This window comes from Janthinobacterium psychrotolerans (genome assembly GCF_001677885.1).
Taxonomy (GTDB): Bacteria; Pseudomonadota; Gammaproteobacteria; order Burkholderiales; family Burkholderiaceae_D; genus Janthinobacterium; species Janthinobacterium psychrotolerans.
The window spans coordinates 1-15334 of record NZ_LOCQ01000029.1 but is presented as its reverse complement, the minus strand read 5'-3'; the positions used below and the strand labels follow the sequence as shown (position 1 = coordinate 15334).

The following is a 15334-nucleotide window of genomic DNA, read 5'->3' as shown; positions in this document are numbered from 1 at the left end:
CGCTGCTTTATAAAAGGTTACGGTGGGAATTACGCTTGTGCCGGTTGGCCCAGCTGCTGCGTCACTTGCACGAATTGCTCGAGTTTCGCCAGCGCCGCGCCCGAGCTGACGGCCGTGCGCGCACGCGCCAGGCCGTCTTCGATCGAGCTGGCCACGCCGGCCGCGTACAGCGCCGTGCCCGCGTTCAGGGCCACGATGTCGGAAGCGGCGCCCGGTTCGCCGCGCAGCGCTTCCATCATCTTCGTTTTCGATTCGGTCGAATCGGCCACTTTCAGGTTGCGGCTGGCGATCATCTGCAGGCCAAAATCTTCCGGATGGATTTCATATTCGCGGATCTCGCCGTTGACCAATTCACCGACCATGGTGCCGGCGCCGAGCGACACTTCGTCCATATTGTCGCGGCCATAGACGACGATGGCGTGCTGCGCGCCGAGGCGCTGCAGCACGCGCACCTGGATGCCGACCAGGTCGGCGTGGAATACGCCCATCAGGATATTCGGCGCGCCGGCCGGATTGGTCAGCGGGCCCAGGATATTGAAAATCGTGCGCACGCCCAGCTCGCGGCGCACCGGCGCCGCATGCTTCATGGCCGCGTGGTGGTTCGGCGCATACATGAAGCCGATGCCGGTCTGCGCGATCGACTGGGCGATCTGCTCGGGCTGCAGGTTGATGTTGACGCCCAAAGAGTCCAGCACGTCGGCGCTGCCGGAAGAAGACGAGACACTGCGCCCGCCATGCTTGGCCACGCGCGCGCCGGCGGCGGCGGCCACGAACATCGAGGCGGTCGAGATATTGAAGGTGTGCGCGCCGTCGCCGCCGGTGCCGACGATGTCGAGCAGGTTGGTGGTGTCGGCCATCGGCACCTTGGTGGAAAACTCGCGCATCACTTGCGCGGCGGCGGCGATTTCGCCGATGGTTTCCTTTTTCACGCGCAGGCCCATGGTCAGCGCCGCGATCATGGTGGGCGACATTTCGCCGGACATGATCTGGCGGAACAGGTACAGCATTTCGTCGTGAAAGATCTCGCGGTGTTCGATACAGCGCAGCAGGGCTTCTTGTGGGGTGATCGGCATGGTGCTTCTTTCTTCAGTGATGGCGCAGGAGGACGCTGGGGCACGCTCGCGCGTGCACGAACAAATCAGCGCTCGAGGAAATTTTTCAGCAGGGCGTGGCCGTGCTCCGACAGGATCGATTCGGGGTGGAACTGCACGCCCTCGACGTCGAATTCCCGATGGCGCACGCCCATGATTTCGCCGTCGTCCGTCCACGACGTCACTTCCAGGCAGGCCGGCAGCGAGGCGCGTTCGATCGCCAACGAGTGGTAGCGGATCACGGTGAAGGGGCTGGGGATATCCTTGAACACGCCCACGCCCGTATGGGCGATGACGGAGGTCTTGCCATGCATGACTTCCTTGGCGCGGATCACCTTGCCGCCGAACGCTTCGCCGATCGCCTGGTGGCCCAGGCATACGCCAAGGATGGGCTTCTTGCCGGCGAAGTGTTTCAGCACCGCGATGGAAATGCCGGCCTGCGCGGGCGCCTTGGGGCCGGGCGAGATGCAGATGCGGTCGGGGTTCAGCGCTTCGATCTGTTCGATCGTGATTTCGTCATTGCGGACCACGCGCACATCCTCGCCGAGTTCGCCGAAATACTGCACGATGTTGTAGGTGAAGGAGTCGTAGTTGTCGATCATCAGCAGCATATTGGGTGCCTAACCTGGTTGAATGGGTGACTGGTTTTCCGCGCACGGCCGCAAACTTTCCAGTTCGGCAGCGTTGTGGCACAGTTTGTTTTTGCTGCCCGTGCAGTGTGCGCGGGCGATAGGGGGAGTTGTGGTCAGGCTTGACGCCAGCACCAGCAAGGGAAGGACAGGAAGCGGATGGAGAATTGTTGCATGGCCTAATATTACACCAATATCCGGCCATGCAGTGCGGGTGCGCATGCGATTTTTATCGGCGCGCATCTGGCCGAGCCGGACGCAGCGCCGGCAGCAGGGCGGCCAGCGCCACCAGCGCCATCGCGCCGTGCAGCAGGTAGGTGACGCTGTAACCGTAGTGCGTGACCAGGTAGCCGGCCACCATATTGCTCGACGCCGCCCCCACGCCTTGCACCACCATCACCGCCGCCAGCGCCAGGTTGAAGTGGCCGCTGCCGCGCGTCAGGCGCTCGACCAGGAAGGGCGTCAGAATGCCGAGCAGGCCAACCCCCAGGCCATCGAGCAGCTGCACCGGATAGATCATGCCGAAGCTGGAAAACGCCCAGGCGATCACGCCGCGCAGGGGCAGGGTCAGCATGGCCAGTACGGCCGCCGTACGCACCAGGTCGCGTCGGATGATGAACGGCGCGGCCACCGCCGCCGCCAAGGCCGCCGTTTGCGAGACCATGGTGATGATGGCCGTGGTTTCGAAAGGGCGCTGCATTTGCAGAGCAAACTGCTGCGAGATCAAACGCGCCAGTGGGGCGTTGCCGAAGTGAAACAGCAGCAAGGCCACGCTCAATAGCAGCAGCGGGCGGTTGTGCACCAGCACGCGCCAGGTCGAGGCCGGGGGATGTTCGCCGCGCTCGCCGCCGCACTCGCCGCCGCGCGCCGCCACATGGTCGATGGCGTGGGGATCGATGGCCAGGGTGGCCGCCACCGTGGCGATGGTGGTGGCGAGCATCAGCACGGCCACGCCTGGCAGGCCGAACCAGGCGCTGGCGCCCCAGGTGGCGCCCAGCAGCACCATATTGCCGCCATGGTTGTACGCTTCGTTTCTGCCCAGCTGTTCGCCGAAACGCTTTGGTCCCACCAGGCCCAGGGTGATGCCGGACAATGCCGGCATGATCAGCACGCCGGCCAGGGCGGCCAGGGTCTGCGTCGAGAACACCACCGCGCGCCCGGGAAAGGCGATGCACAGCATGCTCATGACGGTGATCAATGTGACGGGCGCGATGATCATCAATCGCTTGTGGTGGCTGCGGTCGGCCAGCGCGCCGGCCGGCATGCCGGCGGCCAGTCCCAGCACGCCGCCGATGGTGGCCAGCAGGCCCAGGTCCATCGGTCGCCAGCCCTGCGTGGTCAGATAGGCGTCGAGGAAGGGCCCCAGGCCATCGCGCGAATCGGCCAGGAAAAAATTCAACACCGCCAGCGCCATCAGCTTGCCGCCCAGCGGCGCAGGCACGGATGCGGCCCGCTCCAGCGTGCCCGGCGCGCTCATGACTGCGCCCACAGCAGCAGCAAGGCCGCCAGCAGGCTGGCCGGCATGACCAGCGCGCCCAGTTTCAGGAAGGTCCAGGCGCCGACCTGCACGCCTTCGCGCTTCAGGGTCGTCAGCCACAGCAGGGTGGCCAGCGAACCGCTGACCGACAGGTTCGGTCCCAGGTCGATGCCGATCATGGCCGCCGCCCGCAGCGGCGCGGGCGCGGCCACTTGGTCCAGCGTCGCCGCGCCAAGCAGGCCGGCGGGCAGGTTGTTGAACAGGTTGCAGGCGAAGGCCAGCACCACGCCGACCATGCTGTCGGCCATGGCCGGTGCCTGCGCTCGCAGCGTGTGCAACTGGCTGGCCAGGATGGCCACCACGCCATGCTGCTGCAGCGCCTGGATCAGCACGAACAGGCCGGCCACCATCAGCAGCACATCCCACGATACAGCGCGCAGCAGTACCAGCGGCGCGCTGCGCGCGGCCAGGCAGGTGAACAGCATTGCCGACGCCGCAGCGCCCAGGGTGACGGCGCCCAGCTCCATGCCGCGCGCCGAGGCCCAGCCCAGCAGCAGCGCCGTGCCGGCCAGCGCGGCGATGGCCAAACGGCCGGCCGGCGCCAGGCGCGGCACCGCGACATCGGTACGGATGGCAACGTCAAAGGTGGCGCGCAGCCGCAGGTGCAGCACCAGGTAAGTGACCACGATGGCGCCCAGCGAGGGCAGCAAAAACAGCATCAACCAGTTGCCCAGGCTGGGCATGTGCGCGCCGAACATCACCAGGTTGGCGGGGTTCGACACCGGCAGCACGAAGCTGGCCGCATTGGCGACAAAGGCGCACACCAGCAGGTAGGGCAGCGGCGGCGCATCGACCGCGCGCGCCACCGCATACACGGCGGGCGTGAGCACCACGGCGGTGGCGTCATTCGACAGGAAGACGGTGACCAGGGTGCCGGCCAGGTAAATCAGCAAAAACAGACGGCTGCCCGAGCCGCCGGCCGCGCGCGCGGCATGCGCCGCCAGCCAGTCGAAGACGCCATGGCGCCGGCCCATCTCGGCCAGCAGCATCATGCCGCCCAAAAACAGATACACATCGGCGCCGCGCGCCGCCCCCGCCAGCACATCGTGTGGCGTGATCAGGCGCAGCAGCAACAGCGCCGCCACCGCCAGGCTGGCCCACAGGGCCTCCGGCAAGCCGCCCGGGCGCAGCACGATGCCGGCCATGGTCAGGCCGGTAATGATCCACAATAAAATTTCACTCGACATGCGTGCTGTGCTCCTGGGATTGGTTCAGGGTAGGGGTGGTGGTGCATGTATCGCCGCGCGGGCCTGTTCCAGGTTGGTGCCGACGGCCACCGCTTCGAGCGCCGGGCCCCAGCTGCCGCGCGTGCCGATGCCGATTGCCGCGAATGGCTGCTGGCGCGCCAGCGGTATCCTGATCAGGTCGGGGCGGAAATACACCACCGCGCCTTCCTGCAGGAGCACCGCATTGGCTTCGCCGCGCGGTCCGCGCAGCACCAGGTCGATGGTGCCGGCCACCTCGATGCGTTCGAGCGTGGCCAGTGGACGGTTTGCCGGTGGCGCCGGTGGTGCTGGCGCCATGTCGGCCACCGTCCTGCGCGTCGTCAGGTTGACCATGCTGGTCGCGCGCAGTATGCCATCGGCGCCGCCATGGCCATGGAGCCGCACCTGGTCGCCAACGGCGGTCGACTCGAAAAAGCGCTGGGCCAGGTGCGGCGCGAACAGCGCCAGCGTGCCATTGTCCAGGCGCAGGCCATTGACCTCGCCGTAGGGCGTGGTCAGGTAGCGCGCCACCACGCCCTCGGCGCCAGGTGGCGCCTGGGCGATGGCGGCGCCCATGCAGGCAAGGAGCGCCGCCAGCAAGGCTGCATGCAGTTTCATCGCGCCCGCTCTTACAGTTGGGTGCCGCCGCCAGGTGGTGCGGGTGGCGCAGGTGGCGGCGGTGGTGCTTCACCGCTTGGCGGGGCCGGCGGCGGTGGCGGTGGTGGAGGCGCATCGCTACCGGGCGCCGGTGGGCGCGGTGGCCGTGGCCTGCGTGCCGGCGGTTTTGGCGGCGGCGGCACGTCCGCGCCGGGCGCCGGTGGCGGTGGCGCCGGCTCGGCTTGCGCCAGGGTGAGCGGGCGCACCGGCACGGCCGCCGAAAAGGCGCTGGCTGACAGGGTGGACAGGGCAAATGCAAGCACCATCATGGAAGGTTTGCGTACGGTCATGGCTAACTCCTTTGTTCGGATTGAAAGGGTGGTAGTCATGACTATGCAGATTGCGTGCCAGTGCCAGAGGCCGCTATTGTCCGCGCATCGCGTGGCCATGCGAAGGGGGAGTGTCCGCTCTGGTGACACGGGGCTGTCACCAGAGCGGACAGCTGTCCGCCCGGCATGTCGCCGGCGGCCCTACTCCAGGCCGTATTGCGCCAGCTTGCGGTACAACTGCTGGCGCGACAGGCCCAGCCGGCGCGCGGCCTGGCTGCGGTTGCCAGCGCAGGCTGCCAGCGCGCGCAGCAGCATGGCCGCTTCGAGCGTCGCCACGGCGGCGTCGAGCGGGCCGTCCCAGTCGATATCGCCAGGCGGGGCGGCGGTGGTCGCCGTCTGCGCCTGCGATGCGCGAGCCGCGTTCAGGCCCAGGTGTCCGGCCTCGATCAGCTCGCCTTCGCTGAGCGCAATCGCGCGCTGCATGGTGTTGCGCAGCTCGCGTACATTGCCCGGCCATCCATGCGCGCGCAGCGCGGCCAGCGCGGCACCCGACAGGCGCTTGGCGCGGCCATTGCCGCCCTGCTGCAAAAAGTGCGCCGCCAGCAGGTCGATATCTTCCGGCCGTTCGCGCAGCGGCGGCAGGTGGATGGTGATGACCTGCAGGCGGTACCAGAGATCGGCGCGAAACGCGTCGGCCGCCACGTCGGCCTCGATATCGCGGTGGGTGGCGGCGACGATGCGCAGGTCGACCGGCAGCGCATGGCGTCCACCGAGCGGGGTCACTTCCCGCTCCTGCAGCACGCGCAGGATCTTGGCCTGGGTCGGCAGCGCCATGTCGCCGATTTCGTCAAGGAACAGGGTGCCGCCATCGGCTTCGCGAAAGCGCCCGGCGCGCTCGGCCGTGGCGCCGGAAAACGCGCCTTTGACATGGCCGAACAATTCGCTCTCGAGCAGGTCGGCCGGAATCGCCGCGCAGTTGACGGCCACGAAAGGGCCGGCTTTCCTGGCGCTGTTGGCGTGCAGGGCCTGGGCCACCAGTTCCTTGCCGGTGCCGGTCTCGCCCAGCACCAGCACCGAATTGTCGCTGTCGGCCACCAGGCCGATGCGCTTGAAGATGGCGCGCATCACTTCACTATTGCTGAGCATTTGTTCGCCGGCCTGGCTGGTATCGGCCATGGCGCTGGTGTCGACCGTGTCGTTCTCTTTGGTGCGCAGCGCGCGCGCCAAGGTCTGCGCCAGCGTCTCGCGGCCGATCGGTTTGGTCAGATGGTCGAACGCGCCCAGGCGCATGGCCTCGATGGTATTCGAGCCGACCGCATAGGCGGTCAGCATGATGCACGGCACGCCGGGCGCAAGGGCAGGGGCCGCGCGCAAAAACGCCAGGCCGTTGTCGCCGGGCAGGCGCAGGTCGACAATCGCCAGGTCGATGCCGCCCGCTTGCAGGCGCCGCAATCCGGCTTCGCAGCTGGCGGCCTGGCTGACCTGGTAGTCCAGATCGCAGAGCGCCTCGGCCAGGGTGTCGCGAAAAGCGGTGTCGTCGTCGACGATCAGGATCATGGCCATGGCAGCTCCAGCACGATGCGGGTTCCTTGAGCGTGAGTCGGGTCGAGCGCCACGCTGCCGCCATGCGCCTGCACCACTTCGCGCACCACGGCCAGGCCCAGGCCCGTGCCGCCGACACGGCCCGTCACCAGCGGATCGAACAGGGTGGCGCGCAATGGCGGCGGCACGCCGCTGCCGTCATCGCTGACCGACAGCCGCAGGCAGGCGTCGCCGCGCGCCGCGCCCAGCACGATATGACCGCCGGCGTGCGCATGCGCCAGCGCGTTGAGCAGCAGGTTGTCGATCACGCGTTCCATATGGGCGGCATCGAACAGGGCGATGTCGCGCGTGGCCTGGTCCAGCCCCGCTTCGACGTCCAGGGCGATGCTCACCCCCATCTCGGCGGCCGCTTCGGCGTGCGTGAGCCGGCAGTGCTCCAGCCAGCCGGCCAGCGCCACCGGGGCGCGCTGCGGATGGAACGATTGGGTCAGCGCGAGCAGGCTCGATACCAGCGTTTCCAGGCGCTGCACCTGGCCCAGAGTGGTTTGCAGGGCGGCTTCGGTACGTTCCTGGCGCCTGGCCGGCGGCGCGGCCAGCGCGTTTTCGGCCTTCATGCGGATGGTGCCGAGGGGATTGCGGATTTCGTGGGCCAGGCCGGCGGCCAGGCCGCCCAGGGCCGCCATGCGTTCGCTGGCCACCAGCAGTGCGGACAGGCGCTGCGCCTCGCGGCCCCAGCGCATCAGCAAGAAGGCGAACCAGGCGCCGGCCATGACCAGTGAGCCGAGCAGCAGGCTGACGGCCAGGGTCAGGTGATTGAGGGCGCTGTCGGCAATGGTGGCGACCCTGGTCATGGTCCAGCCGGCCATGTTTTTCGATAGAGGGCAGGCGGTGTAGACCACCGCTTCGCGCAGGCCGGGGCGCACTTCGTCGACGCCGGCGCCCACCGCCAGGGTGCGCCGCGCCAGGGCGGCGATGCGCGGCAGTTCTGCCGCCGGCGCATCGTCCTTCACGCCGCTGCCGTCGTAGGTGGGAAACGCATAGGCAAATACGCCGTGCTGCTCGGTCCACAGGCCGCCTTCGAAACCGGCGTCCTCGCGCAGGGCCATGTCGACCACTGCCCGGTCGACCGCCTCGTCCATGGTGTCATTGTTACCGTTGAGTGTCATCCTGCCGCTACCGGCGCGCATGATCTGGCAGATGGCGCTGGCGCGCGTGCGCGCGGCCACGATCTGCGCGTCGGCGCCCTGGCGGCCCAGCTGCAGCAGCAGCCAGATCAGCAGCGCCACCATGGCCGCGATGGCGGCCCATGACCACAGCAGGTCGCGTTTCAACATTGCGTTCAACGCCACGTGCTATCCCCTGGTCGGTATTGGTTCAGCCCACGGCGCTGGAATCAGAATTCGCCGTCCAGGCCATCTTGCACCTGTTCGGCGGCGCGCAGTACGGCGCGCGCCTTGTTTTCCGTTTCCTGCCATTCCATTTCGGGAATCGAGTCGGCAACGATGCCGGCGGCCGCCTGCACGTACAGCATGCCGTCCTTGATGACGCCGGTACGGATGGCGATCGCCACGTCCATTTCGCCGCCAAACGACAGGTAGCCGCAGGCGCCGCCATAGATGCCGCGCTTGGTGATTTCCAGTTCGTCGATCACTTCCATGGCGCGCACTTTCGGCGCGCCGGTCAGGGTGCCGGCCGGGAAGGTGGCACGCAGCACGTCGAGGTTCGACAAGCCATCTTTCAGGGTACCTTCGACGTTCGAGACTATGTGCTGCACATGCGAGTATTTTTCGATGACCATGCGGTCGGTGACCTGCACGCTGCCGGTGGTGGCGATGCGGCCGATATCGTTGCGCGCCAGGTCGATCAGCATCACGTGTTCGGCGATCTCTTTCGGATCGGCCAGCAGTTCGGCCGACAATTCGGCGTCGCGCTCGGGCGTGGCGCCGCGCGGACGGGTGCCGGCGATCGGACGCAGGGTTACTTTCTTGCCGCCGTCGCTGGTCGTTTCATTGCGCACCAGGATCTCGGGCGAGGCGCCGATGATCTGCATGTCGCCGAAGTTATAGAAGTACATATACGGCGACGGGTTCAGCGAACGCAGCGCGCGGTACAGGGTCAATGGTGAATCGACGTAGGGCTTGCGGATGCGCTGGCCGATCTGCACCTGCATCAGATCGCCGGCCATCACGTATTCGTGCGCCTTGGCCACCGCCTTCAGATAATCTTCTTTTGAAAAATCGCGGATGGTTTCGGTGCGCACCGAGCTGCTGGTGACCGGTGCATCGACGCCGCGGCGCAGCATCATGCGCAGGTCTTTCAGGCGCTGGCGCGCCTTGGAAAAGGACTCGGGCGCGGTGGTGTCGGCGTAGACGATCAGATAGAGCTTGCCGGACAGGTTGTCGATCACGGCCAGTTCTTCGGTCACCATCAGCTGGATATCGGGCAGGCCCAGGTCATCTCTGGGCGCGCCGCCAGCCAGTTTTTTCTCGATATGGCGCACCGTGTCGTAGCCGAAGTAGCCGGCCAGGCCGCCGCAGAAGCGCGGCATGCCGGGGCGCAGCGCCACCTTGAAACGCGACTGGTACTGTTCGATGAAGTCGAGCGGATTGCCTTCGTGTTCCTCGATCACCGCGCCATTTTTCACGATCTCGGTGCAGCTGCCAAACGTGCGCAGCACGGTGGTGGCGGGCAGGCCGATAAACGAGAAGCGGCCGAAGCGCTCGCCGCCGACCACCGATTCGAGCAGAAAGGTGTTCTTGCCGCCTTGCTGGGTTTGCGCCAGTTTCAGGTACAGCGTGAGCGGGGTTTCCAGGTCGGCGAAGGCTTCGGCGATCAGGGGAATGCGGTTGTAGCCTTGCTGGGCCAGCGATTTGAATTCGAGTTCGGTCATGTTTCTCTCCATGCCGCAGCATAACAGTGTGCAGTGTGCGTTGAGCACACCGTAGCTTGCGGTGAGTTATCAAAAAACCTGCCGCCTGCGAGGGTGCAGGCGGCAGCAATCAGTGACGGCTTGGCCCTCAGGCCTGCCAGGATTGCCAGCGTCGCCAGAGCCAGGCCTCAATCGAGCCGGTTTCGGTGACGTTGTGTTTTTTGATGAGAAACGTGTTCACGATAAGGTGTGGTGTAGGGTCAGTGTTGCGCGCGTATCAGCTGCGCCGCGTCGAGTAGCGTATTTACTATACCATCGGAATCAGTATCGTGTATAGAGTGTCCATGGTTGTAGCCATAGGGTACCGTCAGCACCGGGCAACCCGCAGCGCGTGCCGCTTGCGCGTCGTTCGAGGAGTCGCCGATGGCCACCACTTTGGCCGGCGCCAGGTCGAAGTCCGCGCATACCTGCAACAAGGGCAGCGGGTCCGGTTTCTTCTTCGCCAGCGAGTCGCCGCCGTAGACGATCTCGAAATACTGATCGAGGTTTTTCAGTTTCAAGAGGGGCAGGGCGAACGCGATCGGCTTGTTGGTGACGCAGGCCAGGCGCAGGCCGGCCGCCTTCATCGCCGCCAGGCCCGCTTCCACGTCCGGATACAGGGTGCTGTGCTGGCCGTTGATGGCCAGGTAGTGGCGCTGGTAGCCATCCATCGCTTTTTCAAAATGCTGTTCCACGCCGGCCGCGTCAAAATCGAGCGCCAGCACCGTGCGGATCAGGTTTTCCGAGCCCTTGCCGATCATCAGCGAAATCGCCTCGGCGCTGATGGCCGGCAGCTTGAATTCGGCGCGCATGCCGTTGATGGCGACATGAAAGTCGGGCACGGTGTCGAGCATCGTGCCATCGAGGTCGATAATGGCGGCGCGCACGCCGGCCAGCACTGGATGCGTCACCGTGCCCGCGCCCATTAGTTGGCCACCGTTTTGGCCACTGTCTTGGCCAATTCGGCGCGCATGGCGTCGATCACTGCTTTATAGTCTGGCTTGCCGAAGATGGCCGAGCCGGCGACAAAGGTGTCGGCGCCAGCGGCGGCGGCGGCGGCGATATTGTCGATCTTGATGCCGCCGTCGACTTCAAGCATGATGTCACGGCCCGATGCATCGATCATGCGGCGCGCTTCGGCGATTTTCTTCAGTGCCTGGGCAATGAAGGACTGGCCGCCGAAACCCGGGTTGACCGACATGATCAGGATGATGTCGATCTTGTCCATCACGTGCTCCAGGTAGTGCAGCGGCGTGCCCGGGTTGAAGACCAGGCCGGCCTTGCAGCCGTTGTCGCGGATCAGCTGCAGCGAGCGGTCCAGGTGTTCCGACGCTTCCGGATGGAAGGTGATGATGTTCGCACCGGCTTTGGCGAAATCCGGGATAATGCGATCGACAGGCTTGACCATCAGGTGCACGTCGATGGGCACTTGCACATGCGGGCGGATGGCTTCGCACACCAGCGGGCCTATCGTCAGGTTCGGCACATAATGGTTGTCCATCACGTCGAAGTGAATGATGTCGGCGCCGGCGGTCACGACGTTGCGTACTTCCTCGCCCAGGCGGGCGAAGTCGGCGGACAGGATGCTGGGAGCGATGCGAAATGTAGTCATGGTGATCAGGGCCAGAGGGTAGAAGATGCAAAGTTGCGCTATTTTACGCTTGACGCCGCCGCCATGCCCTTTTGAAACACAGAATACCCGCTCGTGCCGCAGCCGGCGAGGCTGTGGCGCGACACCTCATGAACCAGACAAGGACGACGATGGCGACTTATGAATTTACGGTAACGGTCAAGACACAGTATTTGCCCGAGCAATCAGCGCCCGAGCAGGGCCGCCATGTGTTCAGCTACACCATCCGCGTGGTCAACACGGGTACGGCCGGCGCGCAGCTGATCTCGCGCCATTGGGTGATCACCGACGCCAACAACAAGGTCGAAGAAGTACGCGGCCTGGGCGCCGTCGGCCATCAGCCGCTGTTGCAGCCGGGCGAACAGTTCGAATACACGAGCGGCACCGTGCTCGCCACGCCGCAAGGCACCATGCTCGGCGAATACTTCTGCGTGGCCGAAGACGGCCATCAGTTCGAAGCGCAGATTCCCGAGTTCGTGTTGTCGCTGCCGCGCACGCTGCACTAAACCGCTACCTCATTTCAGCTTCTCGGTGGCGTCCTTGTCGGTTGCCACCTGTTTCTGCGCCGGCGGCGTGGGCTTCTTGCCCGAGTACATGGTCCACCAGACGATAAACGCCAGCAGGAAAAACGCCACCATCGCTTCCAACACCAAGATCCACATACGCTCTCCTATGTCTTTACGCCTCAGTCTACTCGTTTCAAGCGCCGCCGTCGCGCTGGCTTTATCGGCCTGTACCACCGTGCCGCCGACGCCCGCGCCGGCCAGGCCGCCAGCCATCACGCCGTCGGTGGTCCATCCCCTGCCTGCCAAGCCGGCCGCGCCGGAAACCAAAGACGTCCAGGCGCCCACTTTTGTGCCCGTCAGTTTTGCCGCCTTGCCCGGCTGGCAGCGTGACGACGTGCGCGCCGCCTGGCCCGCCTTCATGGCCTCGTGCGGCGTGCTGGTCAAGCGGCCCGACTGGAAGGAATCGTGCACCATCGCGCGCCAAGTCAATGCCGACAGCGACCAGGCGATCCGCCAGTTCTTCGAAGCGTTTTTCGTGCCGAACCAGGTGGTGGCCGCCGATGGCGCCAGCTCCGGCCTGGTGACAGGCTATTACGAACCGCTGCTGCATGGCGCGCGCAAACGCGGCGGGCCGTACCAGACGCCGTTGTACAAGGTGCCTGACGACCTGGTCACGGTGGACTTGTCCGGCGTGTATCCGGAACTGAAGAACATGCGCCTGCGCGGCAGGCTGGTGGGCAAGAAGATCGTGCCTTACGCCACGCGCGCCGAGATCGGGCGCGCAACATCGGTCGCGGGCAAGGAACTGATGTGGGTCGACGATGAGGTGGAAGCGTTTTTCCTGCAAGTGCAGGGCAGCGGCAGGGTACAGCTGACCGACACCCAGGAAACCGTGCGCGTCGCCTATGCGGACCAGAACGGCCATCCTTACCAGTCGATCGGGCGCTACCTGGTCGACAAGGGGGAGCTGACCATGAGCCAGGCGTCGGCGCAGGGCATCAAGGCCTGGATCGCAGGCCATCCGACGCGCAAGGATGAGCTGTTCAATGCCAATCCCAGCTATGTGTTCTTCAAGGAAGAGCGCCTGCCGGACCCGAAAGTGGGACCGAAAGGCGCGCTGGGCGTGCCGCTCACGCCGCAGCGCTCGGTGGCCATCGACTCGCGCTTCCTGCCGCTGGGCGCACCGGTGTTCCTGTCGACCACGCAGGCGAACAGCGATATCCCGATGCAGCGCCTGGTGATGGCGCAGGACACGGGCGGCGCGATCCGCGGGCCGATCCGCGTCGATTACTTCTTTGGCTTCGGCAAGGAAGCGGCCGAGAATGCCGGCCGCATGAAGCAGAGCGGCATGGTGTGGGTGTTGCTGCCCAAACAGCCGCCGGCGCCTTGAAATTAACGCAAGACCATTACCGGCAAGTGGGTATGCGCCAGCACTTTCTGTGTTTCGCTGCCCACGAACAGTTTATTGAGGCCCTTGCGGCCATGCGAAGCCATCAGGATGATATCGCACTGATGGGCCTGCGCCGTATTGACGATTTCTTCATGCGGGCTTGGCGACGACGCCACCACGCCTTCGAACGGCACATTGGCGGCGCGCGCGGCTTCGCCGATTTTCTCGATCGCGCGCTGCGCCGATTCATTCATCTGCTGCTCGTACAGGCTGGCGTCGAGCACGATGCCGCCGTCGGCCATCGGCGAAAACGGAAACGGCTGCACCACGCTGACGGCGACCAGCCTGGCCTGGTTCAGTTGCGCAAACGCGATGGCGGTATTGGCTGCCTGGTCGGACAAGGGGGAGCCGTCGGTAGGGAAAAGTATCGTCTTGAACATAATGTGCTCCTTGGAAATGGTTGCAGCTTATGGATATACCCGGGGGAAATCCTTGATGTACATCAAGTCTGCCGGGCTTCGTTCTGAATAGTGTCGGTAAAGCAATCTTATACACGCCAGATCGATTTCCTGCGTCCAACCGCGCGCAGCAATACGGCTGACAATAATACTAACGCGGCTGTAGTGGCGCTGCCTTTAGCCGCTACAATCGTCAGCACCGTTCATCGAGAGGAGACACCCATGCAATACGAAGACCTGATCATCGACATCCAGGACAAAGTCGCGCTGATACGCCTGAACCGTCCCAAGGCCCTGAATGCCCTGAACGAGCGCATGATGAACGAGTTGGGCGACGCGCTGCTCAAGTTCGATGCCGACGAGAACATCGGCTGCATCGTGCTGACCGGTAGCGAAAAAGCGTTTGCCGCCGGCGCGGACATTGCTGCCATGGCCGACTACACCTATCCCGATACCTATACGCAAGGCTATATCAGCCGCAACTGGGAACATATCCTGCGCGTGCGCAAACCGGTGGTCGGCGCCGTGGCCGGCTACGCCCTGGGCGGCGGTTGCGAACTGGCCATGATGTGCGACTTCCTGATTGCCGCCGACAGCGCCAAATTCGGCCAGCCAGAAATCAAGGTCGGCGTCACGCCAGGCGCCGGCGGCACCCAGCGGCTGCCACGCGCCATCGGCAAGGCCAAGGCCATGGACCTGCTGTTGACAGCGCGCACCATCGATGCCGTGGAAGCAGAGCGCATCGGCCTGGTGTCGCGCGTGGTGCCGGCCGATAAGTTGCTGGAAGAAACCATGGCCGCCGCCAAGACGATCGCCGCCATGCCCACTTCGGTGGCCATGATGATCAAGGATTGCGTCAACCGCGCGTTTGAAACCACCCTGAGCGATGGCGTGGCGTATGAGCGCCGGCTGTTCCAGGCAGCGTTTGGCACACCGGCGCAGAAAGAGGGCATGCACGCATTTTTGGAAAAGCGCTTGCCAAACTTCGACGGCCTTTGATATGATTCGCCTCCTCGCAAAACGACGCACACAAAACATGGTGTTGCAGGGTTAGCGGGGTAAAAAAGAAGGTTGACGAATTAGCCGAAACGCTTCATACTCTTCCTTCTTCGCAGCTGACAAACACAACGCTTTGTCGATAGCGCGAAACGCAGTGCCGAATACCGTTCTTTAACAATTAACAGTCGATAAGTGTGGGCATTTGATGAAGTGCAGCGTTGATCTTCGGATCGACGTAAAACTTAAAATATCAAATGTTCACAAGAAATAATGAAATAGGATACTTCTTCGGAAGTAGCCTGTCAGTTTTTTGAGTGAGCAAATCTTTTGCAATGCAAAAGATTTGGATGGTAGTGATACTGTCCGACCTGTCAGAAATGACATTAAACAGAGATTAAACTGAAGAGTTTGATCCTGGCTCAGATTGAACGCTGGCGGCATGCCTTACACATGCAAGTCGAACGGCAGCACGGAGCTTGCTCTGGTGGCGAGTGGCGAACGGGTGAGTAATAT

Annotated in this window: 16 protein-coding genes and 1 rRNA gene; 4 read left to right on the top strand and 13 right to left on the bottom strand. The window is 64.6% G+C overall.

Annotated features, from left to right (window positions below; translation table 11 throughout):
• Positions 1 to 29: 29 nt before the first annotated feature.
• The 11 genes from trpD to rpe all read right to left on the bottom strand — a co-directional run bounded on the left by trpD (position 30) and on the right by rpe (position 11450).
• Positions 30 to 1073, bottom strand: coding sequence for an anthranilate phosphoribosyltransferase (trpD, locus tag ASR47_RS00920; protein WP_065305897.1), 1044 nt, complete (start codon positions 1071 to 1073; stop codon positions 30 to 32).
• 65 nt (positions 1074 to 1138) lie between these two features.
• Positions 1139 to 1702, bottom strand: coding sequence for an anthranilate synthase component II (locus ASR47_RS00915; protein WP_065305896.1), 564 nt, complete (start codon positions 1700 to 1702; stop codon positions 1139 to 1141).
• Positions 1703 to 1949: 247 nt separating this feature from the next.
• Positions 1950 to 3197: an MFS transporter gene (locus tag ASR47_RS00910; protein ID WP_065305895.1), complete on the bottom strand. Its 1248-nt coding sequence runs from the start codon at positions 3195 to 3197 to the stop codon at positions 1950 to 1952.
• On the bottom strand, positions 3194 to 4444 hold the full coding sequence (locus ASR47_RS00905) for an SLC13 family permease (RefSeq protein WP_065305894.1): 1251 nt from the start codon (positions 4442 to 4444) through the stop codon (positions 3194 to 3196). The genes ASR47_RS00910 and ASR47_RS00905 overlap by 4 nt, the downstream gene beginning before the upstream one ends.
• 24 nt (positions 4445 to 4468) lie before the next feature.
• A complete protein-coding gene (locus ASR47_RS00900) occupies positions 4469 to 5080 on the bottom strand; it encodes a hypothetical protein (RefSeq protein WP_082988640.1) in 612 nt (203 codons plus the stop codon).
• Positions 5081 to 5091: 11 nt separating this feature from the next.
• Positions 5092 to 5409 (bottom strand): hypothetical protein, encoded by a 318-nt coding sequence (locus tag ASR47_RS27305; RefSeq protein ID WP_082988639.1) that lies wholly within the window; start codon positions 5407 to 5409, stop codon positions 5092 to 5094.
• Between the two features lie 180 nt (positions 5410 to 5589).
• Positions 5590 to 6951, bottom strand: coding sequence for a sigma-54-dependent transcriptional regulator (locus tag ASR47_RS00890; RefSeq protein WP_065305891.1), 1362 nt, complete (start codon positions 6949 to 6951; stop codon positions 5590 to 5592).
• Positions 6942 to 8279, bottom strand: a complete 1338-nt coding sequence (locus ASR47_RS00885) for a sensor histidine kinase (protein ID WP_245714219.1) — start codon at positions 8277 to 8279, stop codon at positions 6942 to 6944. Before ASR47_RS00885 ends, ASR47_RS00890 begins: the two co-directional genes overlap by 10 nt.
• Positions 8280 to 8323: 44 nt before the next feature.
• Complete coding sequence (gene trpE, locus ASR47_RS00880) at positions 8324 to 9820, bottom strand: anthranilate synthase component I (RefSeq protein ID WP_065305889.1); 1497 nt, start codon at positions 9818 to 9820, stop codon at positions 8324 to 8326.
• A 239-nt stretch (positions 9821 to 10059) separates the two neighbouring features.
• Positions 10060 to 10764, bottom strand: coding sequence for a phosphoglycolate phosphatase (locus ASR47_RS00875; protein ID WP_065305888.1), 705 nt, complete (start codon positions 10762 to 10764; stop codon positions 10060 to 10062).
• The gene (rpe, locus tag ASR47_RS00870; protein WP_065305887.1) at positions 10764 to 11450 is read right to left on the bottom strand and encodes a ribulose-phosphate 3-epimerase; all 687 of its coding nucleotides are present in this window, start codon (positions 11448 to 11450) and stop codon (positions 10764 to 10766) included. The genes ASR47_RS00875 and rpe overlap by 1 nt, the downstream gene beginning before the upstream one ends.
• A gap of 149 nt (positions 11451 to 11599) precedes the next feature.
• On the opposite strand from rpe, the gene apaG reads away from it, so the two are divergent.
• Entirely contained in the window at positions 11600 to 11974 is a 375-nt protein-coding gene (gene apaG, locus ASR47_RS00865) for a Co2+/Mg2+ efflux protein ApaG (protein WP_065305886.1), read from the top strand.
• 9 nt (positions 11975 to 11983) lie between these two features.
• Here the strand turns inward: apaG and ASR47_RS27300 are convergent, their stop codons facing one another.
• Positions 11984 to 12130, bottom strand: coding sequence for a hypothetical protein (locus ASR47_RS27300; protein ID WP_171898861.1), 147 nt, complete (start codon positions 12128 to 12130; stop codon positions 11984 to 11986).
• A 10-nt stretch (positions 12131 to 12140) separates the two neighbouring features.
• Here ASR47_RS27300 and mltA point away from each other — a divergent pair, with 10 nt between their 5' ends.
• Positions 12141 to 13364, top strand: coding sequence for a murein transglycosylase A (gene mltA / locus ASR47_RS00860; RefSeq protein WP_065305885.1), 1224 nt, complete (start codon positions 12141 to 12143; stop codon positions 13362 to 13364).
• Between the two features lie 2 nt (positions 13365 to 13366).
• On the opposite strand, the gene ASR47_RS00855 is transcribed toward mltA, so the two are convergent.
• Entirely contained in the window at positions 13367 to 13804 is a 438-nt protein-coding gene (locus ASR47_RS00855; RefSeq protein WP_065305884.1) for a universal stress protein, read from the bottom strand.
• 240 nt (positions 13805 to 14044) lie between these two features.
• On the opposite strand from ASR47_RS00855, the gene ASR47_RS00850 reads away from it, so the two are divergent.
• Both ASR47_RS00850 and ASR47_RS00845 read left to right on the top strand, forming a co-directional pair.
• A complete protein-coding gene (locus ASR47_RS00850) occupies positions 14045 to 14821 on the top strand; it encodes an enoyl-CoA hydratase (protein WP_065305883.1) in 777 nt (258 codons plus the stop codon).
• 396 nt (positions 14822 to 15217) lie between these two features.
• Positions 15218 to 15334, top strand: a 16S ribosomal RNA gene (locus tag ASR47_RS00845); the annotation flags it as partial.